The sequence below is a fragment of the Bosea vaviloviae genome (genome assembly GCF_001741865.1).
Lineage (GTDB): Bacteria > Pseudomonadota > Alphaproteobacteria > Rhizobiales > Beijerinckiaceae > Allobosea > Allobosea vaviloviae.
On sequence record NZ_CP017147.1, the window covers coordinates 1863533 to 1882290 of the forward strand.

19 protein-coding genes and 1 tRNA gene are annotated in these 18758 nt (G+C 64.4%); 9 read left to right on the top strand and 11 right to left on the bottom strand.

Annotated elements, in window-relative coordinates; all coding sequences use genetic code 11:
• Window positions 1-243: 243 nt before the first annotated feature.
• Window positions 244-1782 carry a YifB family Mg chelatase-like AAA ATPase gene (locus BHK69_RS08715; RefSeq protein ID WP_069693495.1) on the bottom strand — a complete coding sequence of 513 codons (1539 nt, stop codon included), beginning with the start codon at window positions 1780-1782 and terminating at the stop codon, window positions 244-246.
• Between the two features lie 189 nt (window positions 1783-1971).
• Here BHK69_RS08715 and BHK69_RS08720 point away from each other — a divergent pair, with 189 nt between their 5' ends.
• Window positions 1972-2481, top strand: coding sequence for a GNAT family N-acetyltransferase (locus BHK69_RS08720; RefSeq protein WP_069689750.1), 510 nt, complete (start codon window positions 1972-1974; stop codon window positions 2479-2481).
• On the opposite strand, the gene BHK69_RS08725 is transcribed toward BHK69_RS08720, so the two are convergent.
• The 3 genes from BHK69_RS08725 to BHK69_RS08735 form a co-directional block, all read right to left on the bottom strand.
• Window positions 2478-3044 carry a TIGR00645 family protein gene (locus BHK69_RS08725; RefSeq protein ID WP_069689751.1) on the bottom strand — a complete coding sequence of 189 codons (567 nt, stop codon included), beginning with the start codon at window positions 3042-3044 and terminating at the stop codon, window positions 2478-2480. The genes BHK69_RS08720 and BHK69_RS08725 overlap by 4 nt on opposite strands.
• 93 nt (window positions 3045-3137) lie before the next feature.
• Window positions 3138-3794 carry a peptide-methionine (S)-S-oxide reductase MsrA gene (msrA, locus tag BHK69_RS08730; protein ID WP_069693496.1) on the bottom strand — a complete coding sequence of 219 codons (657 nt, stop codon included), beginning with the start codon at window positions 3792-3794 and terminating at the stop codon, window positions 3138-3140.
• A gap of 83 nt (window positions 3795-3877) precedes the next feature.
• Window positions 3878-4201: a hypothetical protein gene (locus BHK69_RS08735; protein WP_069689752.1), complete on the bottom strand. Its 324-nt coding sequence runs from the start codon at window positions 4199-4201 to the stop codon at window positions 3878-3880.
• A 279-nt stretch (window positions 4202-4480) separates the two neighbouring features.
• On the opposite strand from BHK69_RS08735, the gene BHK69_RS08740 reads away from it, so the two are divergent.
• The 8 genes from BHK69_RS08740 to BHK69_RS08775 all read left to right on the top strand — a co-directional run bounded on the left by BHK69_RS08740 (window position 4481) and on the right by BHK69_RS08775 (window position 11073).
• A tRNA-Ser gene (locus BHK69_RS08740) sits at window positions 4481-4570 on the top strand.
• A 371-nt stretch (window positions 4571-4941) separates the two neighbouring features.
• Window positions 4942-5331 carry a c-type cytochrome gene (locus tag BHK69_RS08745; RefSeq protein WP_069689753.1) on the top strand — a complete coding sequence of 130 codons (390 nt, stop codon included), beginning with the start codon at window positions 4942-4944 and terminating at the stop codon, window positions 5329-5331.
• Between the two features lie 469 nt (window positions 5332-5800).
• Window positions 5801-6616 carry a cytochrome c oxidase subunit II gene (locus tag BHK69_RS08750; RefSeq protein WP_069689754.1) on the top strand — a complete coding sequence of 272 codons (816 nt, stop codon included), beginning with the start codon at window positions 5801-5803 and terminating at the stop codon, window positions 6614-6616.
• A gap of 63 nt (window positions 6617-6679) precedes the next feature.
• Window positions 6680-8440, top strand: a complete 1761-nt coding sequence (locus BHK69_RS08755; RefSeq protein WP_069689755.1) for a cbb3-type cytochrome c oxidase subunit I — start codon at window positions 6680-6682, stop codon at window positions 8438-8440.
• A 12-nt stretch (window positions 8441-8452) separates the two neighbouring features.
• Window positions 8453-9166 carry a cytochrome c oxidase subunit 3 gene (locus tag BHK69_RS08760; RefSeq protein ID WP_069689756.1) on the top strand — a complete coding sequence of 238 codons (714 nt, stop codon included), beginning with the start codon at window positions 8453-8455 and terminating at the stop codon, window positions 9164-9166.
• A 23-nt stretch (window positions 9167-9189) separates the two neighbouring features.
• A complete protein-coding gene (locus BHK69_RS08765; RefSeq protein ID WP_069689757.1) occupies window positions 9190-9912 on the top strand; it encodes a heme-copper oxidase subunit III family protein in 723 nt (240 codons plus the stop codon).
• Between the two features lie 9 nt (window positions 9913-9921).
• Complete coding sequence (locus tag BHK69_RS08770; protein ID WP_069689758.1) at window positions 9922-10257, top strand: cytochrome C oxidase subunit IV family protein; 336 nt, start codon at window positions 9922-9924, stop codon at window positions 10255-10257.
• A gap of 252 nt (window positions 10258-10509) precedes the next feature.
• Window positions 10510-11073: a PRC-barrel domain-containing protein gene (locus BHK69_RS08775; protein WP_083269823.1), complete on the top strand. Its 564-nt coding sequence runs from the start codon at window positions 10510-10512 to the stop codon at window positions 11071-11073.
• 398 nt (window positions 11074-11471) lie between these two features.
• Here BHK69_RS08775 and proX read toward each other — a convergent pair whose 3' ends face one another.
• The 7 genes from proX to BHK69_RS08810 form a co-directional block, all read right to left on the bottom strand.
• Complete coding sequence (proX, locus tag BHK69_RS08780; RefSeq protein ID WP_199579073.1) at window positions 11472-12512, bottom strand: glycine betaine/L-proline ABC transporter substrate-binding protein ProX; 1041 nt, start codon at window positions 12510-12512, stop codon at window positions 11472-11474.
• Between the two features lie 131 nt (window positions 12513-12643).
• Window positions 12644-13591: an ABC transporter permease gene (locus tag BHK69_RS08785; RefSeq protein WP_069689760.1), complete on the bottom strand. Its 948-nt coding sequence runs from the start codon at window positions 13589-13591 to the stop codon at window positions 12644-12646.
• Window positions 13584-14777, bottom strand: a complete 1194-nt coding sequence (locus BHK69_RS08790; RefSeq protein ID WP_069689761.1) for a quaternary amine ABC transporter ATP-binding protein — start codon at window positions 14775-14777, stop codon at window positions 13584-13586. The genes BHK69_RS08785 and BHK69_RS08790 overlap by 8 nt, the downstream gene beginning before the upstream one ends.
• A gap of 175 nt (window positions 14778-14952) precedes the next feature.
• Entirely contained in the window at window positions 14953-15267 is a 315-nt protein-coding gene (locus tag BHK69_RS08795; RefSeq protein WP_069689762.1) for an NIPSNAP family protein, read from the bottom strand.
• A complete protein-coding gene (locus tag BHK69_RS08800) occupies window positions 15264-16109 on the bottom strand; it encodes an alpha/beta fold hydrolase (protein WP_069689763.1) in 846 nt (281 codons plus the stop codon). The genes BHK69_RS08795 and BHK69_RS08800 overlap by 4 nt, the downstream gene beginning before the upstream one ends.
• A gap of 3 nt (window positions 16110-16112) precedes the next feature.
• On the bottom strand, window positions 16113-17201 hold the full coding sequence (locus tag BHK69_RS08805) for an LLM class flavin-dependent oxidoreductase (RefSeq protein ID WP_069689764.1): 1089 nt from the start codon (window positions 17199-17201) through the stop codon (window positions 16113-16115).
• Between the two features lie 38 nt (window positions 17202-17239).
• Window positions 17240-18751, bottom strand: coding sequence for an aldehyde dehydrogenase (locus tag BHK69_RS08810; RefSeq protein WP_069689765.1), 1512 nt, complete (start codon window positions 18749-18751; stop codon window positions 17240-17242).
• Between the last annotated feature and the right edge of the window lie 7 nt (window positions 18752-18758).

Genomic DNA, 18758 nt, shown 5'->3' on the forward strand with positions numbered 1-18758 from the left:
TGCCGTCCTGGCTCGGAAACACTCCGTCATCCCTGGGCTTCGCGCAGCGAAGTCCCGGGATCCATCGGAGGGCTCCGGAGTTTTATGATGGATCCCTGGGACGCCCTTCGGGCGCCCAGGATGACGGTGCGTCTCTGGCCCGGGACCGCACCAGCCCAAGATCGCACCAGCCCAAGATCGCACCAGCCCAAGATCGCACCAGCCGAAGCGTCGCAAGCGAGCGCTGTCCATCGAAGCCAAGACTCACGCCGCCTGCGCGACCTGGTCGATGCGCGAGCGATAGGACAGGGCCTCGGCCAGATGGATGCGCCCGATCTTGGGCTCGCCGTCGAGATCGGCCAGCGTCCGGGCCACCTTCAGGACACGGTGATAGGCTCGCGCCGTCAGGCGCATCGCGTCGGCGGCGTCCCTGAGCAGCTTGAGGCCGGCATTGTCGGGCCGCGCGATCTCGTCCAGCACCGTCGCCGGGCAGGCTGCGTTGGTCGAGATGCCGCCGAGACCGAGCGCCTCGAACCGCGCCGTCTGGAGCCGCCTTGCCGCGGCGACGCGGGCCGCAACCTCGGCCGAGCCCTCGCTCGGGCGCGGCAGGATCAGGTCGGACGCCGTGACCGCCGGCACGTCTATGGTGATGTCGATACGGTCGAGCATCGGCCCGGAGATGCGGCTCTGATACTGCGCCATGCAGCGCTCGTTCTGCTGGCGGCGACAGGCGAAGCCCGGCTCCGTCGCCTTGCCGCAGCGGCATGGGTTCATCGCCGCGACGAGCTGGAAGCGGGCCGGATAAACCGCGCGATGATTGGCCCGCGAGATCAGCACGTCGCCGGTCTCCATCGGCTGGCGCAATGCGTCGAGCGCCTGCGCCTGGAACTCCGGTAATTCGTCGAGGAAGAGCACGCCGTGATGGGCGAGCGAGATCTCGCCGGGCTTGGCCTGCAAGCCGCCGCCGACGAGCGCCGCCATCGAGGCCGAGTGATGCGGCGCGCGGAAGGGCCGCCGGTCGGTCAGGGCGCCGTCGGCGAGATGGCCTGCGACCGAGAGCACCATCGAGACTTCCAGCAATTCGCGCGGGTTCAGCGGCGGCAGGATCGAGGGCAACCGGCTCGCCAGCATCGATTTTCCGGCGCCGGGCGGCCCGTTCATCAGGAGATTATGACCTCCGGCCGCAGCGATTTCGAGGACGCGCTTGGCGCTCTCCTGGCCCTTGATGTCGGCAAGATCGGGCAGGGAGCCCGATTGCCGCGCCACCGCCGGCTCCGGCCGCGCCATCACCTGCGTGCCCTTGAAATGATTGGCGAGCTGGATCAGCGAGCGCGGGCTGAGGATGTCGATATCGGCGGCGGCCCAGGCCGCTTCGGGGCCGGACGCCGCCGGGCAGATCAGTCCCTGGCCCCTGCCATAGGCGGCGATCGCGGCTGGCAGCACGCCGGCCACTGCCGTGATCGAGCCGTCGAGCGCGAGCTCGCCCAGGACCGTGTAGCCCGCCAGCGCATCCGCCGGGATCGCCCCGATCGCCGCCATCACGCCGAGCGCGATCGGCAGGTCGTAATGGCTGCCCTCCTTTGGAAGGTCGGCCGGCGCGAGATTGACGGTGATGCGCTTGGCCGGCAGCGCCAGCCCCGAGGCGATCAGCGCGGCGCGCACCCGCTCGCGGCTTTCGGCCACGGCCTTGTCGGGCAGGCCGACCAGGATGAAGGCGACGCCGCCCGGCGTCACCTGCACCTGCACATCGACGGCGCGCGCCTCGATGCCCTCGAACGCCACCGTCGCGACCCGCGTCACCATCAGCGCCACCCCTTGCCCTTGCGTGAGGCTAATCGAGCTTCAAACCACACGCAAGAACATATCGGGAACTTATGCTCGCTTATTCATGCTGGTGCGGCGCGCAGGCTGCCGCGGCTATGTGTCCGGCGCGCAACGGGAGCGCGCATCTCCGCCATAGGCGACGAGCGCTGGAAATGGTTCAAAGCTGTTATGATCGAGACAGAACGCCTGCTGCTCCGCCCGCCCGTCCTGGATGATTTCGAGGCGAGCTACGCGCTGCTTTCCGACCCCGCGGTCATGAGCTTCATCGGCGGGCCGCTGTCGCGGGAGGAGAGTTGGCATCGCCTGCTGCGCTATGCCGGGCACTGGTCGCTGCTGGGTTACGGGCTTTTTGTCATCATCGAGAAGGAGAGCGGCCGCCTCCTCGGCCAGACCGGGCTCGCCGATTTCCATCGCGGCCTCGGCGAGGTGTTCGATCCCTATCCGGAAGCCGCCTGGATCACCGCGACAGCGGCGCATGGCCGTGGCATCGCAGCAGAGGCCGTGGGCGCGGCTCATGCCTGGTTCGACGCCAATCGGCCGCAGACCCGCACCGTCTGCATCATCAATCCCAACAATACGGCCTCGGTCCGGCTGGCCGGAAAGCTGGGCTATGCGCCTTTCGGGCAGGCCTCCTACAAAAGCGCCGAGGTCACCATGTTCGAGCGCATCCGGCTCTAGTGCCCGCCCTTTCCGCCATGCCCCTCGCCGGAGATCCTGTCGGTCCAGGCCATCACCAGCCCCGACACCACGAAGACGACGTGAATCGCGACGAGCCAGGTCAGGTCGCGGTCGGAGGAGGCTTTCACATTCATGAAGGCCTTCAGCACCTGGATCGCCGAGATCGCGACGATCGAGGAGATTAGCTTCAGCTTGAGGCCGGAGAAGTCGATCTGCGACATCCATTCCGGCCAGTCGCGATGCGCCTTCGGATCGATCTTCGAGACGAAGTTCTCATAGCCGGAGAAGATCACGATGACGATCAGCGAGCCCGTGAAGGTCAGGTCGACCAGCGAGAGCACGCCGAGGATCACGTCGGATTCGGTCGCGGAGAAGACATGGCTGATGAAGTGCCATGCCTCCTGCAGCGCCTTCACCAGCAGGCCGCCAAGCGCAATGACGAGCAGCACATAAAACGGCGCCAGCAGCCAGCGGCTGGCCGAGAGGAAGGTCTCCAGCACGCGCTCAGGGACTGATGGCGTGAAATCGGGCGCGGTCTCCGCTTCGGTCTGATGCTGTGCCATCCTGTGCCCCCTGATGTGCTCTCTCCTCCTGCCATGACGTGAAGAGGCCCCGCAGGCAAGCCTGCGGGGCCTCGTTCTAGTCTGGTTGGAGCATCAGGCTTCGACACTGAGGCCGATCTGGCAGGCGACGCCGGTGCCGCCCAATCCGCAATAGCCGGCCGGGTTCTTGGCGAGATATTGCTGGTGATAGTCCTCGGCGAAGTAGAATTCCGGCGCGTCGAGGATTTCGGTGGTGATCGGGCCATAGCCACGCTGGCTGAGCGCCTGCTGATAGTCGGCTTTCGAGCGTTCGGCGGCCTCGCGCTGCGCGGCCGTGGTGACATAGATGCCGGAGCGATATTGCGTGCCGATATCGTTGCCCTGGCGCATGCCCTGGGTCGGGTCGTGATTCTCCCAGAAGGTCTTGAGCAGCATCTCGTAGGGCAGCTTGGCGGGGTCGTAGACCACGCGCACGACCTCGTTATGCCCGGTCATGCCCGAGCAGACCTCCTCATAGCTCGGGTTCGGGGTCAGGCCGCCGGTATAGCCGACCGCGGTGACCCAGACGCCGTCCTCGATCTGCCAGAACTTGCGTTCCGCTCCCCAGAAGCAACCGATGCCGAAAACAGCGGTCTCGAGCCCCTCGGGATAGGGACCTTGCAGCGGGCGCTTGCTGAGAAAATGCCGCTCGGCGGTCGCGATCGCCTGCGGCCGGCCGGGCAGCGCCTCATCGGCCTGGGGCAGGACGGCCTTTTTGCGCTGGAAGAACATCTTGGGCTCCCTCATCGTGCTGTCGGCCACCAAGATAGGCATGCGGGCGCGATTTCGACAGGCATGAATCCGCGCGTGGCGCTTCACCGTCGTGTGACGATGCCGATCGTCGGTTCCGGCCGCGCGCCGAGCCTGAGCAGCAGGAAACCCAGCAGGAGCGCCGCCAGCGCGGTCGGCGAGCGTATCAGGTTGAACAGGACGGGATCCCAGAGCAGCGGGTGGAGATTGCGCTCGATCGCCGGCTGCAGCGATTGATAGCGCTCGCCAAGCAGGGCCGCGAGCGTGGCACTGATCGGGGTGAACTGCAGCGCCGAATTGGCGATCGAGCGCGCACCGTCGATGACGAGAGAGACAAAGCCGGCCGCGATCAGGACATAGCCCAACAGCCGCAGCAGAAACCGCACCATCGCTCCCTCGCGCGCAGCAACCTAGAGCAATTTCCGATCCAGCTGGATCGGAAATTGCTCTAGGCATTTGTTTTAACGCGTTTTCTTCACGCGAACCGGATTCCACTTCGCTTGAAAACGCTCTAGCCCGCAGACCGGGATCGGGGCCAGCCCCAGCCCCGATGTGCCCATTCCGACAGGCCTTTGCAACGGGCGCGAGCGCCTCATTCGCACGAACTGTGAAAAGCCTTGCGATCGGCCCTTGAAAGAAGCCGGCTCGGCGGTCATAAGCAGCGCGCCGGACAGGTGGCCGAGTGGTTGAAGGCGCACGCCTGGAAAGTGTGTATACGGGAAACCGTATCGCGGGTTCGAATCCCGCCCTGTCCGCCAGCTAATTCTCAACCTCCCATGATTGAAGCAGGCCGCGCAGAATTCGCCGGCATGCCCGGGCGTTAGCGCTGGGGCGGGTTTCTCTCGTCGAGTTAAAGTTCAAAAGAGCTAATGCTTTCTGGGGGGCACGGCGAGAGCCGTCTGCTCGGTTGCCGGAGAGAACCGAAGTGGCTCGCGTCTGGCGCCATTTATGTCGCAAGTTGGCCCTTTGTGGACTGGGTCAGTTTCCGAAGCCTGGCGTTCTCATCCTCAAGCTGCCTCCGCCGGTTTGGAGGGCAGCCGGCAATGATGTAAGCATATTGCGAGAGGTTGTGCGGCTCCGCCGCGGTCAAGCGGATTGGGTCGCCTCCGAGTTCGAAGGAGAACCTTCGATGCTGCGTTGGATCTTGATGGCCTCGCTGATGTTTGCGGCCTTGCCCCATCCGGCCAAAGCGGCCGGCGATCCCGCCGCGGGCGAGAAGGTTTTCCAGAAGTGCCGCGCCTGCCACCAGATCGGGGAGACGGCCAAGAATGCCGTCGGGCCGAAACTGAACGGCCTTCTCGGTCGGCAGGCGGGATCGATCGAGGGCTACAGCTACTCGCCCGCCAACAAGAACTCCGGCATCCTATGGGATGAGCCCACGTTCCGGGATTACATCAAGGGGCCGCAGGCCAAGATCCCGAGCACCAAGATGGTGTTTCCAGGCCTCAAATCGGATCAGGAAATCGACGACATCCTCGCCTTCCTCAAGCAATTTGACGCGGACGGCAAGAAGAAATAGCCGGATCGGCGCGCGATTGCAGTCGTGGCGGCGCCGGCCTGCGATGCGGGATCAATTGACAACTCCCGCGAGCAGGACGACAACATGAGGCAACGGGCTGAAGGCTTGAAGATCCTGCAGCCTGGCTGAGAGTTTTTTGCGTCAGACGCGACACGCGGTCGTCCAGGCGAACCCAAGGTTCGGCAATGGCGGACAGGAAGCAAAACTTGCAGCCCAAAGGTGCGCTCGCCCGAGCCCGCGCCCCGCAGCGGTCATGTGCCGCAAGCGATGTCATTGGCCAAGACGGTTTTAGAGACCAAGTCCGTTTTAAAGTCCAACTCCGTTTTAAACTGCAGGCCCGATTCATCTCGGGCCGCAACACTGTTCTCATATCGATAGTGAACTCATTTATGTAGCGCATGGCGCATGACATGCGCCGTGGCATAGCCTGCTTCCTGTTCACGCCGCCCTCGGCAAGGATGAAAGAGGGATGGGTATCGCAGTCGTCTTGGCTCTGATCGTGATCGGCTCGGTGGTTTTCCACTTCTTGAGCCCGTGGTGGTGGACGCCGATTGCCTCCAACTGGGGCTATATCGACGACACCATCATCATCACGTTCTGGATCACCGGCGTCGTCTTCGCTGCCGTCGTCCTGTTCATGGCCTATTGCGTCCTCCGGTTCCGCCATCGCGAGGGCAGCCGCGCGGCCTACGAGCCGGAGAACAAGCGGCTCGAATGGTGGCTCGCGATCGGCACGGGCGTCGGCGTCGCCGCCATGCTCGCGCCCGGCCTCGTCGTCTGGCACCAGTTCATCACGGTTCCGAAGGACGCTACCGTGGTCGAGGTCGTCGGCCAGCAATGGCAGTGGGCCTACCGGCTGCCGGGCGCCGATGGCAGGCTCGGCGCCTCCGATATCGCTCATGTCAGCCCGGAGAATCCGCTCGGCGTCGATCCCAAGGATCCGCACGGGCAGGACGATGTCGTGATTCAGGGCGACAATCTCCACCTCCCGCTCGGCAAACCGGTCAAGATGCTGCTGCGCGCGATCGATGTCCTGCACAATTTCTATGTGCCGGAGTTCCGCGCCAAGATGGACATGATCCCCGGCAGCGTCACCTATTACTGGTTCACGCCGACCCTGGCCGGCACGTTCGACGTGCTGTGCGCCGAGCTCTGTGGCACCGGCCATACTTTCATGCGCGGCAATGTCGTGGTCGAGCCGGACGGCAGCTACCAGGCCTGGCTGCAGCAACAAAAGACCTTCGCCCAACTCCAGGCGCCGGTGAGGACGCAGGCGAAAAACTAGGGATTGATACGGGGATCAGGCCCTGGAAGGGGCTGCGTCCGAAAAGGAGTGGGAGATGCTCCGATGGCCGACGTGACGCATGACGCAGCCGGACCGCTATCGGCGGCCGAGGTCGACGATGTCGAACTGTATCACCCGAAGAGTTGGATCACGAAATACGTCTTCTCGCAGGACGCCAAGGTCATCGCCATCCAGTATTCCATGGTGGCGCTGGCGATCGGGTTGGTCGCCCTGGTCCTGTCCTGGCTGATGCGGCTGCAGCTCGGCTTCCCCGGCACGTTCTCCTTCATCGACCCTGACCGCTACTATCAGTTCATCACCATGCACGGGATGATCATGGTGATCTATCTGCTGACGGCCTTGTTCCTCGGCGGTTTCGGCAACTATCTGATCCCGCTGATGCTCGGCGCGCGGGACATGGTGTTCCCCTATGTGAACATGCTGAGCTTCTGGATCTATTTCCTGGCCGTGCTGGTCCTGGTCGCCGGTTTCTTCGTGCCGGGCGGGCCGACGGGCGCGGGCTGGACCCTCTATCCGCCGCAGGCGATCCTCGCCAATACGCCCGGCCAGCAATGGGGCATCCTCGTGATGCTGGTCTCGCTGATCCTCTTCATCATCGGCTTCACCATGGGTGGGCTGAACTATGTCGTGACCGTGCTGCAAGGGCGCGCCAGAGGCATGACGCTGATGCGCATGCCGTTGACGATCTGGGGGATCTTCACGGCTACCGTGATGGCGCTGCTTGCTTTCCCCGCGCTCTTCGTTGGGGCCGTGATGATGCTGCTCGACCGGCTGATCGGCACGAGCTTCTTCATGCCGGCCATCATCGCGATGGGTGAGCGGCTGGCCCACAAGGGCGGCAGCCCGATTCTGTTCCAGCACCTGTTCTGGTTCTTCGGCCACCCCGAGGTCTACATCGTCGCGCTGCCGGCCTTCGGCATCGTCTCCGACCTGATCAGCACGCATGCGCGGAAGAACATCTTCGGCTACCGGATGATGGTCTGGGCGCTGGTCGCAATCGGGGCGCTGAGCTTCGTCGTCTGGGCGCACCACATGTATGTCAGCGGCATGCACCCCGCCTTCGGGTTCTTCTTCGCGACGACCACGCTGATCATCGCGATCCCCACCGCCATCAAAGTCTATAACTGGGTGCTGACGCTCTGGCGCGGCGACATCCATTTCACCATGCCGATGCTGTTCGCACTCGGCTTCATCGTCACCTTCGTGAATGGCGGGCTCACCGGCCTGTTCCTCGGCAATGTCGTCGTCGACGTGCCGCTCTCCGACACGATGTTCGTCGTCGCCCATTTCCACATGGTGATGGGCGTCGCGCCGATCCTCGTGATCTTCGGAGCGATCTACCATTGGTACCCGAAAGTCACCGGGCGGATGCTCGACGACATGCTCGGGAAGCTGCATTTCTGGGTCACCTTCCTCGGGGCCTATCTGATCTTCTTCCCGATGCATTATATCGGGCTGATGGGCGTGCCCCGCCGCTATCACGAGATCAGCGGGATGGCCTTCGTCCCGCCCTCGACAGCGACGCTGAACCAGTTCATCACGGTCGTCGCCCTGATCGTCGGCGCCGCCCAGCTCGTCTTCCTGTTCAACCTCATCTGGAGCGTCAGGCACGGCCGGCCGGCCGGTGGCAACCCCTGGCGCGCGACCACGCTCGAATGGCAGACGCCGCAGACGCCGCCCGCGCATGGCAACTGGGGCAAAACCCTGCCGGTGGTCTACCGCTGGGCCTATGACTACAGCGTGCCCGGTGCCGCGGAGGATTTTCTGCCGCAGAACCAGCCTCCCGATCCACGGACCGCGTGAGGAGAGGCCGACATGATCGTGGTCGTCATCTTCATGGTCATCATGGCAGCGCTCGCCGGCTGGTGGCTGTCGCGCCAGGGTCTGGCCGACAAGCCTTGGCTGGTGGTCGGGGTGGGCAGCCAAGCGGAGCTGCCCTCTCATCCGACCGCGAAGGTCGGCCTCGGCGCCTTCCTCGTCGTGGCCGGCTCGCTGTTCTCGCTTCTGGTCAGCGCCTATTCCATGCGGATGGAGATGGCGGACTGGCGCGCGTTGCCGATGCCGACCGTCTTGTGGTTCAGTACAGGCCTGCTGATCCTGAGCAGTGTCGTACTGCAAACGGCGGTGGTCGCCGCACATCGGGGCGAGCTGGATGGGGTCAAATCCGGCTTGCTCGCCGCCGGTATATCCGCGCTCGCCTTCCTCGCAGGACAATTGCTGGCGTGGCGCGAGCTCGCCGCCGCGGGCTATTTCAGCGCCGCCAATCCAGCGAGCGCTTTCTTCTACCTGATCACCGCAGTGCACGGCCTGCACATGCTGGGCGGGCTCGTGGCGCTCTGCAGAACGAGCGTCAGAGCGTTCGCCCTATCGGCGACGAGCCCTCCGCGGGCGGTTGGCGAGCTCACGCTCAGCGTCGAGCTCTGTGCCCTCTACTGGCATTTCCTGCTGTTGGTCTGGCTCATCCTTTTCAGCCTGCTCATGCGCTGGGCGGATGATCTCATCGCGATCTGCCGCGGACTGCTGACTTAGAGGCTCTAAGCGAGGTCGGAACGATGAATGAGGTCGCACCGGACACCCTGAACCCCAAGATCGGTCGCGCGCCGGGCTGGCAAGGGATCGTGGCGGATTGGTCGTCCGATCAGCGGGCCTTCGAAAATGTGTCCTGGGGGAAGGCCATGATGTGGATCTTCCTGCTCAGCGACACCTTCATCTTCGGCACGTTCCTGATTTCCTACATGACGGGCAGGATGTCGACGACCGTGCCCTGGCCCAATCCGAGCGAGGTTTTCGCGCTCGAGATCGGCGGCCACCACCTGCCGCTCATCCTGATCGCGATCATGACCTTCGTCCTGATCAGCAGCAGCGGCACGATGGCGATGGCGGTCAATTTCGCCTATCGACGCGACCGCAAGAAGACCGCGATCCTGATGCTGCTGACAGCGGTGCTCGGCGCGGCCTTCGTCGGCATGCAGGCCTTCGAATGGTCGAAGCTGATTGCGGAGGGCGTCCGCCCCTGGGGCAATCCCTGGGGCGCGGAGCAATTCGGCTCCAGCTTCTTCATGATCACCGGCTTCCACGGCACCCATGTCACGATCGGCGTGATCTTCCTGATCATCGTCGCCCGCAAAGTCTGGCGCGGTGATTTCGATGATGGGCGACGCGGTTTTTTCACGAGCCGGAGGGGGCATTACGAGATCGTCGAGATCACCGGGCTCTACTGGCACTTCGTCGATCTCGTTTGGGTCTTCATCTTCGCGCTGTTCTATCTCTGGTGAGGGACCGCCATGGCACAGCTAGCAACTCATACCGATACGCAACAGCATCCGATCAGGCTCTATCTTGTCGTCTGGGGCTGGCTCTTCATCCTCAGCCTGTGTTCCTACCTGGTCGATTTTTTCGGCCTCGTGGGCTATCTCAGATGGTCGCTGATCCTGATCTTCATGGCGCTCAAGGCCGGGCTGATCATCGCCGTCTTCATGCACATGGCCTGGGAGCGGCTGGCGCTGTCCTATGCGATCCTCGTCCCGCCGCTGGTGTTGCTGGTCTTCGTCGGGATCATGGTCTTCGAATCGAACTACACGCTCTTCACCCGGCTGGCGTTCTTCGTGGCCGGTTCATGACGGGCGATCTGGAGGCTCTCGATCACGATGCATGCCGGCCTCTGCGGGAGGTCTTCGAGGAGGCAATGGCTTGCTCGATAGGCTCGACACCCATGAACGCCATGCCGTTGAACGCCATGCCGCGCCGGCGATGCGCAGAAGCCGGCGACGCCGTACCCGCGATGACACGGGACGTGTGATCAGGGCCTCGGGACGCAGATCTGGGATGGAGCAGCAGCCCATGAGGCTGTGATCGGGCAAAGGGAGGCGCTCATGAGAACCTACTGCTTGTTCCAAGCCGTGAACTCCCCCGACCTGCGCGCCTTCGCCGAGGAGCCTGCCGGCCACAATTTGCCTCCGGATCTTGGGCCGTGGACCCTCGTGCGAGAGATCCGACCCAATCAGGAATGGACGATCCCCGTCAGCAGAGCAGTCGTAGCGGCCGGCATTATCGAGAACGGTTTTTATCTTTGGGGACCCGTCGAGCGGCCGGCGGCATCGCACCTGATCATCGAAAGTGATCGTGTCGAAGGGACCGCCGTATTCGACCGTAAATATGATCAGATCGGTACCATCAAGCGGCTGTTGATCGAGAAGGTCAGTGGCCGCGTTGTCTTCGTCGACGTGACGTTTGGGGGATTTCTCGGCATCGGCAGCCGCCACGTTACAATCCCGTGGGAAAAGCTCACCTACGACAAGGAGCTTGAGGGCTATTGCACTGATCTCACCGAGGCGCAGGTCCGAGGTGCCGCGACCCTGTATGGAGACAAAGGCGCCTTGCCGGACCAGACACGTCAGCAGGACATGAGTGACTACTGGAACAACCTTCCCAAATGACCAATCCGAACCTGCCCCGAGGCTGCCCTCGGAGGACGTTCGGATTTCGGGGCACGTCCTCCGGGCCGATCACGCCGGTTCCAAAGTCGATGCTGCCGTCGCGCGGCAGTTCGCTATCCCAGCCCGGCTTTGGCGCCAGAGCAATTTCCGATCCGGTTGGATCGTTCAATGGCTCTAGATCTTTGTTTTAACGCGTTTTCTCCGCGCAAACGCTTCGCGTTTGTCGCGAGGGAACCGGTATCCACTTCGCTCGAAAACGCTCTGAACGCAGCCGCACACCGGGCGGCTGCGTTCGCAGGCGGACTACGAGTTCGGGTCCAAAGGCTTCGACGAAACGGTCGCGCGCTTGGATTGAGCAGGACTGGATTGAGCAGGACTGGATTGAGAAGGACCGGACCTCATTTTGTCGAACGGGCGGCCTCGACCCAGCCCTCGAACACACCCTTGTGCAAGCCGATCCACTCATCGGCCATCTTGGTCACGAGGGTGGTGCTTCCGCCGTTCTTGTTGATGCTGGCTTCCCAGTTCGACCAGTCTTCGAGCGGGAACTTCATCTGCTCCACGAAGGTTTTGATCGCTGGGTTGGCAGCGACGAACCCTTTGTTGGCGACGGCCGACCAGTTCCATGAGGACATGGCCATCCGGCACGGATCGGCCCCGCCGGCGCAGCCCTTGACGCCGCTGACCAGCGCCGAGCCCTTGTTCGGCACGGAGGGCGGCAGCGCGTCCGCCGGTGTCGGCAGCCAGACCACGTCCTGCCCCGGGACAAGGGCATTGTTCATCCAGGATGGGCTCCAGGCGTAGAAGAACGCCGGCTCGCCACGCTTCACGCGGGCAACGGCCTCCACCATCAGCGCCTCGTATTTTCCGCGGATCGATTTCACGGTGTCCTTGAGGCCGAACTTGTCGAGCTGGAAATCGACGACGTCGCCACAGCTCCAGCCGGGATCGCAATTGATCAGATCCGCCTTGCCGTCCCGGCCGAACAGCGCCGCGATCTTGGGATCCTTCATCTGCGCGAGCGTGGTGATGTTGTGGGCGGTCGCCGTTTTCTTGTCGATCAGATAGCCATTGATGCCGCCGCCGACGATCATGCCGGCGCCGACGATTTCGGCCTGCTTCTCGACCGCGCGGAAGCCGGGCTCGCGCTGTGGGAAATTGACGTCGGTCGCGATATCGAGGTCGCCCTGCGCTGCGGCCTGGAAGAACAGCGTCGTGTTGACAGTGCTGAGCTTAACCTCGTAGCCGAGCTGCTTCATCGCCTTCATCACGATCTGCGCGACGACGTAGTTGGCGCCCAGACTGTCGCTCTGGGCATAGCGGATGGTCTTGCCCTTCCCCGGAAGCTCCTGCGCAGCCGCAGGCGCTGTCGTGAAAGCGATTGCGGTCATGGCGACGGCCGCAGCCGTCAATGTCTTCAACCCGGTTATGCCTGTCATTGCGTTCTCCTTCTCGATGCCGATCTGTTCGATCGTTTTGTGATTTCCCCTGACCGCCTCGCGGCGGGTCTTCGAGCCGACGCGCCTCGACGCTTCGGCTATTCTCCGGCCATGCCGCTCAGTGGCGAGCGTTAGAGCGCTTGCTTTGCCGCTATCGCGGTTGCCGTCGGTTCTTCCGGGCGACCGCCCTTGAACAGGCGCATCACCGTGGCGAACAGCGAGATCCGCGCCGCGCCGCCGCGCCTGGGTTCGGCCAGCTTCTGCGTGACACGGTCGAGCACCATCGCCAGCAGCACGATGGCGATGCCGCCGACCGCCGCGCGGCCGACATCGAGACGGCCCAGGCCCTGGAGGACGACGAGGCCCAACCCCTCGGCGCCGATCATCGCGACGACGACCGAGAGCACCATCGCGGTAAGCACCGTCTGGTTGAGGCCGCCGAGGATGGTCGGAATGGCCAGGGGGAGCTGGATCTCGAACAGGAGCTGGCGCTTGTCGGCGCCGAAGGCGAGGCCGGCCTCGACGATCTCGTGCTCGACCATGCGGATGCCGAGATTGGTGAAGCGGATCAGCGGCGGCGCCGCGGCCGTGACGACGGCGACTTCGCCCGGCACGGTGCCGACGCCGAACAGCATGACGACCGGCACCAGATAGACGAAGCTCGGCGTCGTCTGCATGATGTCGAGGATCGGCCGCACCACGTTCCAGACACGGTCGCTGCTCGCGCACCAGATCCCCATCGGAATGCCGATGACGGCGCAGAACACGATCGCGGTCGAGATCAGCGAGAGCGTCGTCATCGCCTCGTTCCAGACGCCGAGCATCGCGACCACGACGAGCGATATCGCGCTGAAGGCCGCGATGCCAGGTGTCGCCAGGCGCCATGCCAGCAGCGCGAAGCCGACGACGAAGACCGGGAACGGAATGGCGTGCAGCACCGTGTCGTTCAGGCTGAGCAGGCCCTCGACCGGCCATTTGATGGCGAGGAAGAGGGGGCGCAGATTGAGCGCGACCCAGCTGACGCCCTGCTGGATCCAGCTGTCGATCGGGAAAATGGCAAGATCGTCGGCCTTAAACATGGCGATCTCCGGCTGAGGCGGTTTTGGGAGAGGTCGAGGACATGCGGGACAGGAGCTCGCCGACGCCCAGGGTCCCGACGAGCCTGCCATCCTCGTCGATGACCGCCATCGGCGCGCCGTTGCGATAGCTGCGCGCGACCTCGATGAGCTTGGCGTTCTCCGGGACGCTGACGTAATCGCTGCTCGGCGTGCCGATTTCGCCGCTCTGGCGAGCATGGCCCAGCGCCGCGCCGTCGAGCGCGCCGAGGATCCTGCCCTCTCCATCGAGAACGAAACCGGGATCGCCGGCCTCCGCGCCGCCCACCAGGATGCCGCTCTCGGAGCGCAGGATCGGGGCCGCTTCGCGCATGACGGAGCGGGCATCAAAAAGCCGGGCCCGGTCGATCTCGCGGGTGAAGGCCGCGACATAATCGCTGCCCGGCTCCAGCACGATCGATTGCGGGGTGCCCTCGCGAACCAGCTCGCCTTCGGACATGATCGCGATGCGCGTGCCGAGCTTGAGCGCCTCCTGGAAGTCATGGGTAATGAACAGGATGGTCTTGTTCAGCGTGCGCTGCAGGCGCAGCAATTCGTCCTGCATCTCGGTGCGGATCAGCGGGTCGAGCGCACTGAAGGCCTCGTCCATGATCAGGATATCGGCATCGGTCGCGAGCGCGCGGGCAAGGCCGACGCGCTGGCGCATGCCGCCGCTCAGCTCATGAGGGAAATGGTAGCCCCAGCGCGCAAGCCCGACGACGCTCAGCACCTCGTCGGCACGGCGGCGGCGATCCGCCGGCGAGGCGCCACGCAGCTTCAGCCCGAATTCGACATTCTCGATGACGCGCTTATTCGGCAGGAGCGCAAAATGCTGGAAGACCATCGAGATGCGCGTACGGCGAACCTCGCGCAGTTCCTCTTCCTTCAGGGGAACGATATCGCGGCCGTCGAGCAGGATCTTGCCGGCGCTCGGCTCGTTCAGCCGGTTGATGCAGCGCGCCAGCGTCGACTTGCCGGAGCCAGACAGCCCCATGACCATATACATGGCGCCTTCAGGCACGCTGAGCGAGACATTGTTGAGCCCGACGACAGCGCCGAGCTTGTCGAACACGGTGTTCTTGTCCCCGCCATTCGCGAGGATCTGCAGCGCCGCTTCCGGCGCCGCCGAGAAGATCTTGTACAGATTCTGAATCTGCAGTCGCTCGGTCATGTCCGAAAACCCCTCCTTCCGGCGCCCGATGTCTTCGGGCTTGTCAGACCCCTGCCGCTATCGATTAAGAGCCGGCTGGTGCGGCCCGTCTTCCTGCGATCCAGAGGACGAATGCTGTCATCGCTTGTCGGAAAAGCGCTAAAAACGGCGGTGGCGCGTCGCGCGATCCGTGCCTTCACCGAAGCGGCGAAAAATCAGTCGGCAACAGGATGCGGTTTTCCGCCTGCTCGATGTTCTCAGACAGTCGCGGCAGGAAGGCTTGCCAGCGTGGATCGTCAGCCAGTTGCTGGCGCCGTCGCACCCGATCCTCGAAATCGGCATAGGCCCAGAGATGGGTGACATGGCTGAGCAGGCCGATCTCGGTGGTGAAATAGCCGATCAGATGACCGAGAATGGGCTGCTGGATCGCCAGGCCTTCATCCCTCACAAGCGCGAGATAGCGCCCCATCCGCCCATTGCGGATACGATAGACCCGTTCCTCGACAATCATTGTGCATCTCCGGCGCTGCTGCCTAGAAATCCGCGCATCAGCGCGGCCACCTGCTCGGGGGCCTCGGTCAGGATCGAGTGACGCAGGCCGGGCAGGATGTGCAGTTGCGAGCCGCTGATGCGCTCGTGCATGTAGCGCGCCATGCGCGGGTTGGAGCCGGCATCCTCCTCCCCCGTCGCGATCAGGGCCGGCATGCGGATCTGGTCGAGCAAACCACCGAAATCGGTCTGCGCCAGCACGCGATAGGCGGCGGCGTAGCAGTCGGGGTCGTTCTCGGCGTTGCGCTGCCGCAGCGTCGCAATGAGGTCCGGATTGCGCGCCTGGAAGGCTTCGGTCAGCCAGCGCGACAGCGATGCGTCGTAATGCGAACCGCGATCGCCGGCCTGCAGGGCTGCGAGACGCAGGGCGACGCGCTCGCGCTCCTCCTCGGTGCGGCCCGCCACGGTCGCCAGCAGCACGAGCCGCCTGAGCCGCGCCAGATGCGTCAGCGCCATGCGCTGCGCGACCAGCCCACCGAGCGAGAAGCCGGCGAGATGGAAGGTCTCAAAACCGGCATGGTCGGCCAGCGCCAGCGCATCGCCGACGAAATCGTCGATCTCGTAGCGCCCGCCTACCTTGGACGAGCGGCCATGGCCGCGCAGGTCGAAGGTGAGAATGCGGAACTGGTCGGCCAGGCGCTCGGCCACGCCCTCCCAGGCTTCCAGATAGGAGCCGACGCCATGAATGCAGACAAGCGGCGTGCCGCTGCCCTGCAGGCGATAGTTCAAGCTGACGTCGCCGATCCTCAGGCTCGTCGAGCCATGCTCCTGTGGCGCGCGCGCCACTTGTACCGCAGTGCCCATGGCTCAATACCCGGCTGCGGCGAAGCGGGGTACCGCGGCGCGCTCCTGCTCGCGGGCGGCGAAATGCGGCATCACCTCGTCGATGAACAGCCGCAGCGTCTTCACCTGCATTTCGAAGGGCAGATTGAAGGACAGGCCGAGGCAGTACTGGTCGACGCCCGCATCCTCATAGAGCTGAAGCTTCCTGATGACCTCGTCCGGCGTGCCGAACATCAGGTTGTCGCGGACCGCCTGCGGATTGTAGTTGGCGCGGTTGGCGACGGCCTCGAACGGCACAGCCTCGGGGAAGCCGTTGGTCACGGTGCCGATATTCTGCATCAGGTTCTCGAAATAGCGCCCGTAATCGACGGAATGCCGCACCGCGACCTCCCAGTCCTCCTGCCGGTCATAGACGCAGGTCCGGCGCTGCATCATCAGGCGCGGCCGCGGCCGCTCGGGATGGTCGGCCACGGCCTTGCGGAACTTTTCGCCGAGCACGCCGACCTCGGCTGGAGGCGAGGAGAGCGGCGTCGACAGGATGTTGGCGCCGATGCCGACCGCCCAGTCGAAAGTGCCGGGATCGCGCGCCGCCACCCAGATGCTGGGATGCGGCTGCTGGAGCGGCTTGGGCACCGAGGTCGCAAGCGGGAACTTCCAATAATGCCCGTCATGGGCATAGTCGCCGGCCCAGAGCTTCTGCACTGCCGGCACCAGTTCCTTCATGAAGGCGACGCCCTCTTGCTGGGGAATGCCGCCGGCCATGCGATCGAACTCGTATTGATAGGCGCCGCGCGCGATGCCGAATTCGAGCCTGCCGCCGGTCAGGTGGTCGCAGAGCGCGGCCTCGCCGGCCAGCCGGATCGGCGACCAGTAGGGGGCGACCAGCGTCGCCGTGCCGAGCCTGATCCGGTCGGTGTGCTGGCCGAGCCAGGTCAGCACCGTGAAAGGGTTGGGCGAGACCGTGCACTCGATGGTGTGATGCTCGGCGGTCCAGAGCGTCTCGAAGCCACCTTCATCGGCGATCTTTGCGAGTGCGCGCATGTTGGCGACCGCGTCCGACATCGAATCCTGGGGCGAGAAACGCTCCATGCTGATCGAAACGGCAAATTTCATGATGGCCTCCCGGCTCGGCGTTCTTGGCTTTTTGGGGTTCAGCGCAGGCGGATCACGAACGGGTCCTGCATGGCGCCCGAGTAGTCGATCACGACGTTCTTCAAGCGCGAGAACTCGCGCATGACCTCGAAGCCGCCGCGGCGGCCATAGCCGCTGTTCTTCATGCCGCCATTGGCGGACATGTAGGCGGCGGAGCGGTAGGTGTTGATCCAGACCGTGCCCGCCTCGATGTTGCGGGCGAAGCGCATCGCGCGGTCGATGTTTTGGGTCCAGATGCCGGACGCCAGGCCGTATTCGGTGTCGTTGGCGAGAGCGATCATCTCCTCCTCGCTCTTGAACGGCACGACGCCGACCACTGGCCCGAAGATCTCCTCGCGCATGAAGCGCATGGTGTTGCTCGCCTCGGTCATCACCGTCGGCTCGAAATACCAGCCGCGCGCCAGTTCGCCGTCCTGCGGCTTGCGCCCGCCGGCAGCGATCTTCGCGCCCTCCCGCACACCGGAGGCGACATAATCCTCGACCTTGGCGAGCTGCGCCGAGAGCGCCAGCGGCCCGATGTCGGTATCCTCGACCTGCGGGTGGCCGACCTTGATGCGCTGGGTGCGCGCGACCAGCGCCTCGACGAAGCGGTCATAGATCGGCTGCTCGACGAAGCAGCGCGAACCGGCGACGCAGGTTTGCCCGGCCGCGGCGAAGACGCCGGAAACGACGCCGTTCACCGCCTTGTCGATGTCGACATCGGAGAAGATGACGTGGGGCGATTTGCCGCCCAGCTCCATCTGGCAGGGAACCAGGTTTTCGGCGGCATTGCCGGCGATCTTGCGGCCGGTGAAGGTCGAGCCGGTGAAGACGTATTTCGCGATGCCGGGATGGCGCGTCAGCGCGTCGCCCGTGGTCGTGCCGTCGCCGGTGACGACATTGACGACTCCGGGCGGAATGCCGGCCTCGATGACGAGTTCGGCCAGCGCCAGTGTCGAGGCAGTCGCATGCTCGGAGGGCTTCACCACGATGGTGTTGCCGATGGCGAGGCAGGGCGCCAGCGTGCCCGTCAGCATCATCAATGGCGAGTTCCACGGGATGATCATCCCGACGACACCGATCGGCTCGCACAGGTTGAAGTTCAGGGTGTCGAGCTTGTTGACCGGGATCGTGTCGCCCTGGAGCTTGTCGGCCATCCCCGCGAAATAGAGATAGGAGTCCGGGATCGCGCGCATCTGGGCGCGCATCTCCTTGAGCAGCTTGCCGTTGTCGCGGCACTCGATCATCGCCAGCTCGTCGGCGTTCTCGAGCACGAGCTCGGCGAGACGGCGCACCAGCTTGCCGCGGTCGGTCTGCGTCAGGCGCCGCCAGGCGGGGTTGACCAGCGCAGCGCGCGCCGAGCGCACGGCGGCATCGACATCGGCGGCGTCGCCTTGCGCGAAGGCGTACCAGGGCTCGGCGGTCGTCGGATCATAGGAGGGCAGGTAGACGCCGCTCTTGGGTGCGACGAAGCGGCCGTCGATGAAGAGATCCTGGCGCGAGCCTTCGAGGGTTTTGACCGTGGTCTTCATATCTGCT

Coding starts and splice junctions, on each gene's coding strand:
- BHK69_RS08715 (WP_069693495.1), bottom strand. CDS start 1,782: ATGGTGACGCGGGTCGCGACGGTGGCGTTCGAGGGCATCGAGGCGCGC.
- BHK69_RS08720 (WP_069689750.1), top strand. CDS start 1,972: ATGATCGAGACAGAACGCCTGCTGCTCCGCCCGCCCGTCCTGGATGAT.
- BHK69_RS08725 (WP_069689751.1), bottom strand. CDS start 3,044: ATGGCACAGCATCAGACCGAAGCGGAGACCGCGCCCGATTTCACGCCA.
- msrA (WP_069693496.1), bottom strand. CDS start 3,794: ATGTTCTTCCAGCGCAAAAAGGCCGTCCTGCCCCAGGCCGATGAGGCG.
- BHK69_RS08735 (WP_069689752.1), bottom strand. CDS start 4,201: ATGGTGCGGTTTCTGCTGCGGCTGTTGGGCTATGTCCTGATCGCGGCC.
- BHK69_RS08745 (WP_069689753.1), top strand. CDS start 4,942: ATGCTGCGTTGGATCTTGATGGCCTCGCTGATGTTTGCGGCCTTGCCC.
- BHK69_RS08750 (WP_069689754.1), top strand. CDS start 5,801: ATGGGTATCGCAGTCGTCTTGGCTCTGATCGTGATCGGCTCGGTGGTT.
- BHK69_RS08755 (WP_069689755.1), top strand. CDS start 6,680: ATGGCCGACGTGACGCATGACGCAGCCGGACCGCTATCGGCGGCCGAG.
- BHK69_RS08760 (WP_069689756.1), top strand. CDS start 8,453: ATGATCGTGGTCGTCATCTTCATGGTCATCATGGCAGCGCTCGCCGGC.
- BHK69_RS08765 (WP_069689757.1), top strand. CDS start 9,190: ATGAATGAGGTCGCACCGGACACCCTGAACCCCAAGATCGGTCGCGCG.
- BHK69_RS08770 (WP_069689758.1), top strand. CDS start 9,922: ATGGCACAGCTAGCAACTCATACCGATACGCAACAGCATCCGATCAGG.
- BHK69_RS08775 (WP_083269823.1), top strand. CDS start 10,510: ATGAGAACCTACTGCTTGTTCCAAGCCGTGAACTCCCCCGACCTGCGC.
- proX (WP_199579073.1), bottom strand. CDS start 12,512: ATGACAGGCATAACCGGGTTGAAGACATTGACGGCTGCGGCCGTCGCC.
- BHK69_RS08785 (WP_069689760.1), bottom strand. CDS start 13,591: ATGTTTAAGGCCGACGATCTTGCCATTTTCCCGATCGACAGCTGGATC.
- BHK69_RS08790 (WP_069689761.1), bottom strand. CDS start 14,777: ATGACCGAGCGACTGCAGATTCAGAATCTGTACAAGATCTTCTCGGCG.
- BHK69_RS08795 (WP_069689762.1), bottom strand. CDS start 15,267: ATGATTGTCGAGGAACGGGTCTATCGTATCCGCAATGGGCGGATGGGG.
- BHK69_RS08800 (WP_069689763.1), bottom strand. CDS start 16,109: ATGGGCACTGCGGTACAAGTGGCGCGCGCGCCACAGGAGCATGGCTCG.
- BHK69_RS08805 (WP_069689764.1), bottom strand. CDS start 17,201: ATGAAATTTGCCGTTTCGATCAGCATGGAGCGTTTCTCGCCCCAGGAT.
- BHK69_RS08810 (WP_069689765.1), bottom strand. CDS start 18,751: ATGAAGACCACGGTCAAAACCCTCGAAGGCTCGCGCCAGGATCTCTTC.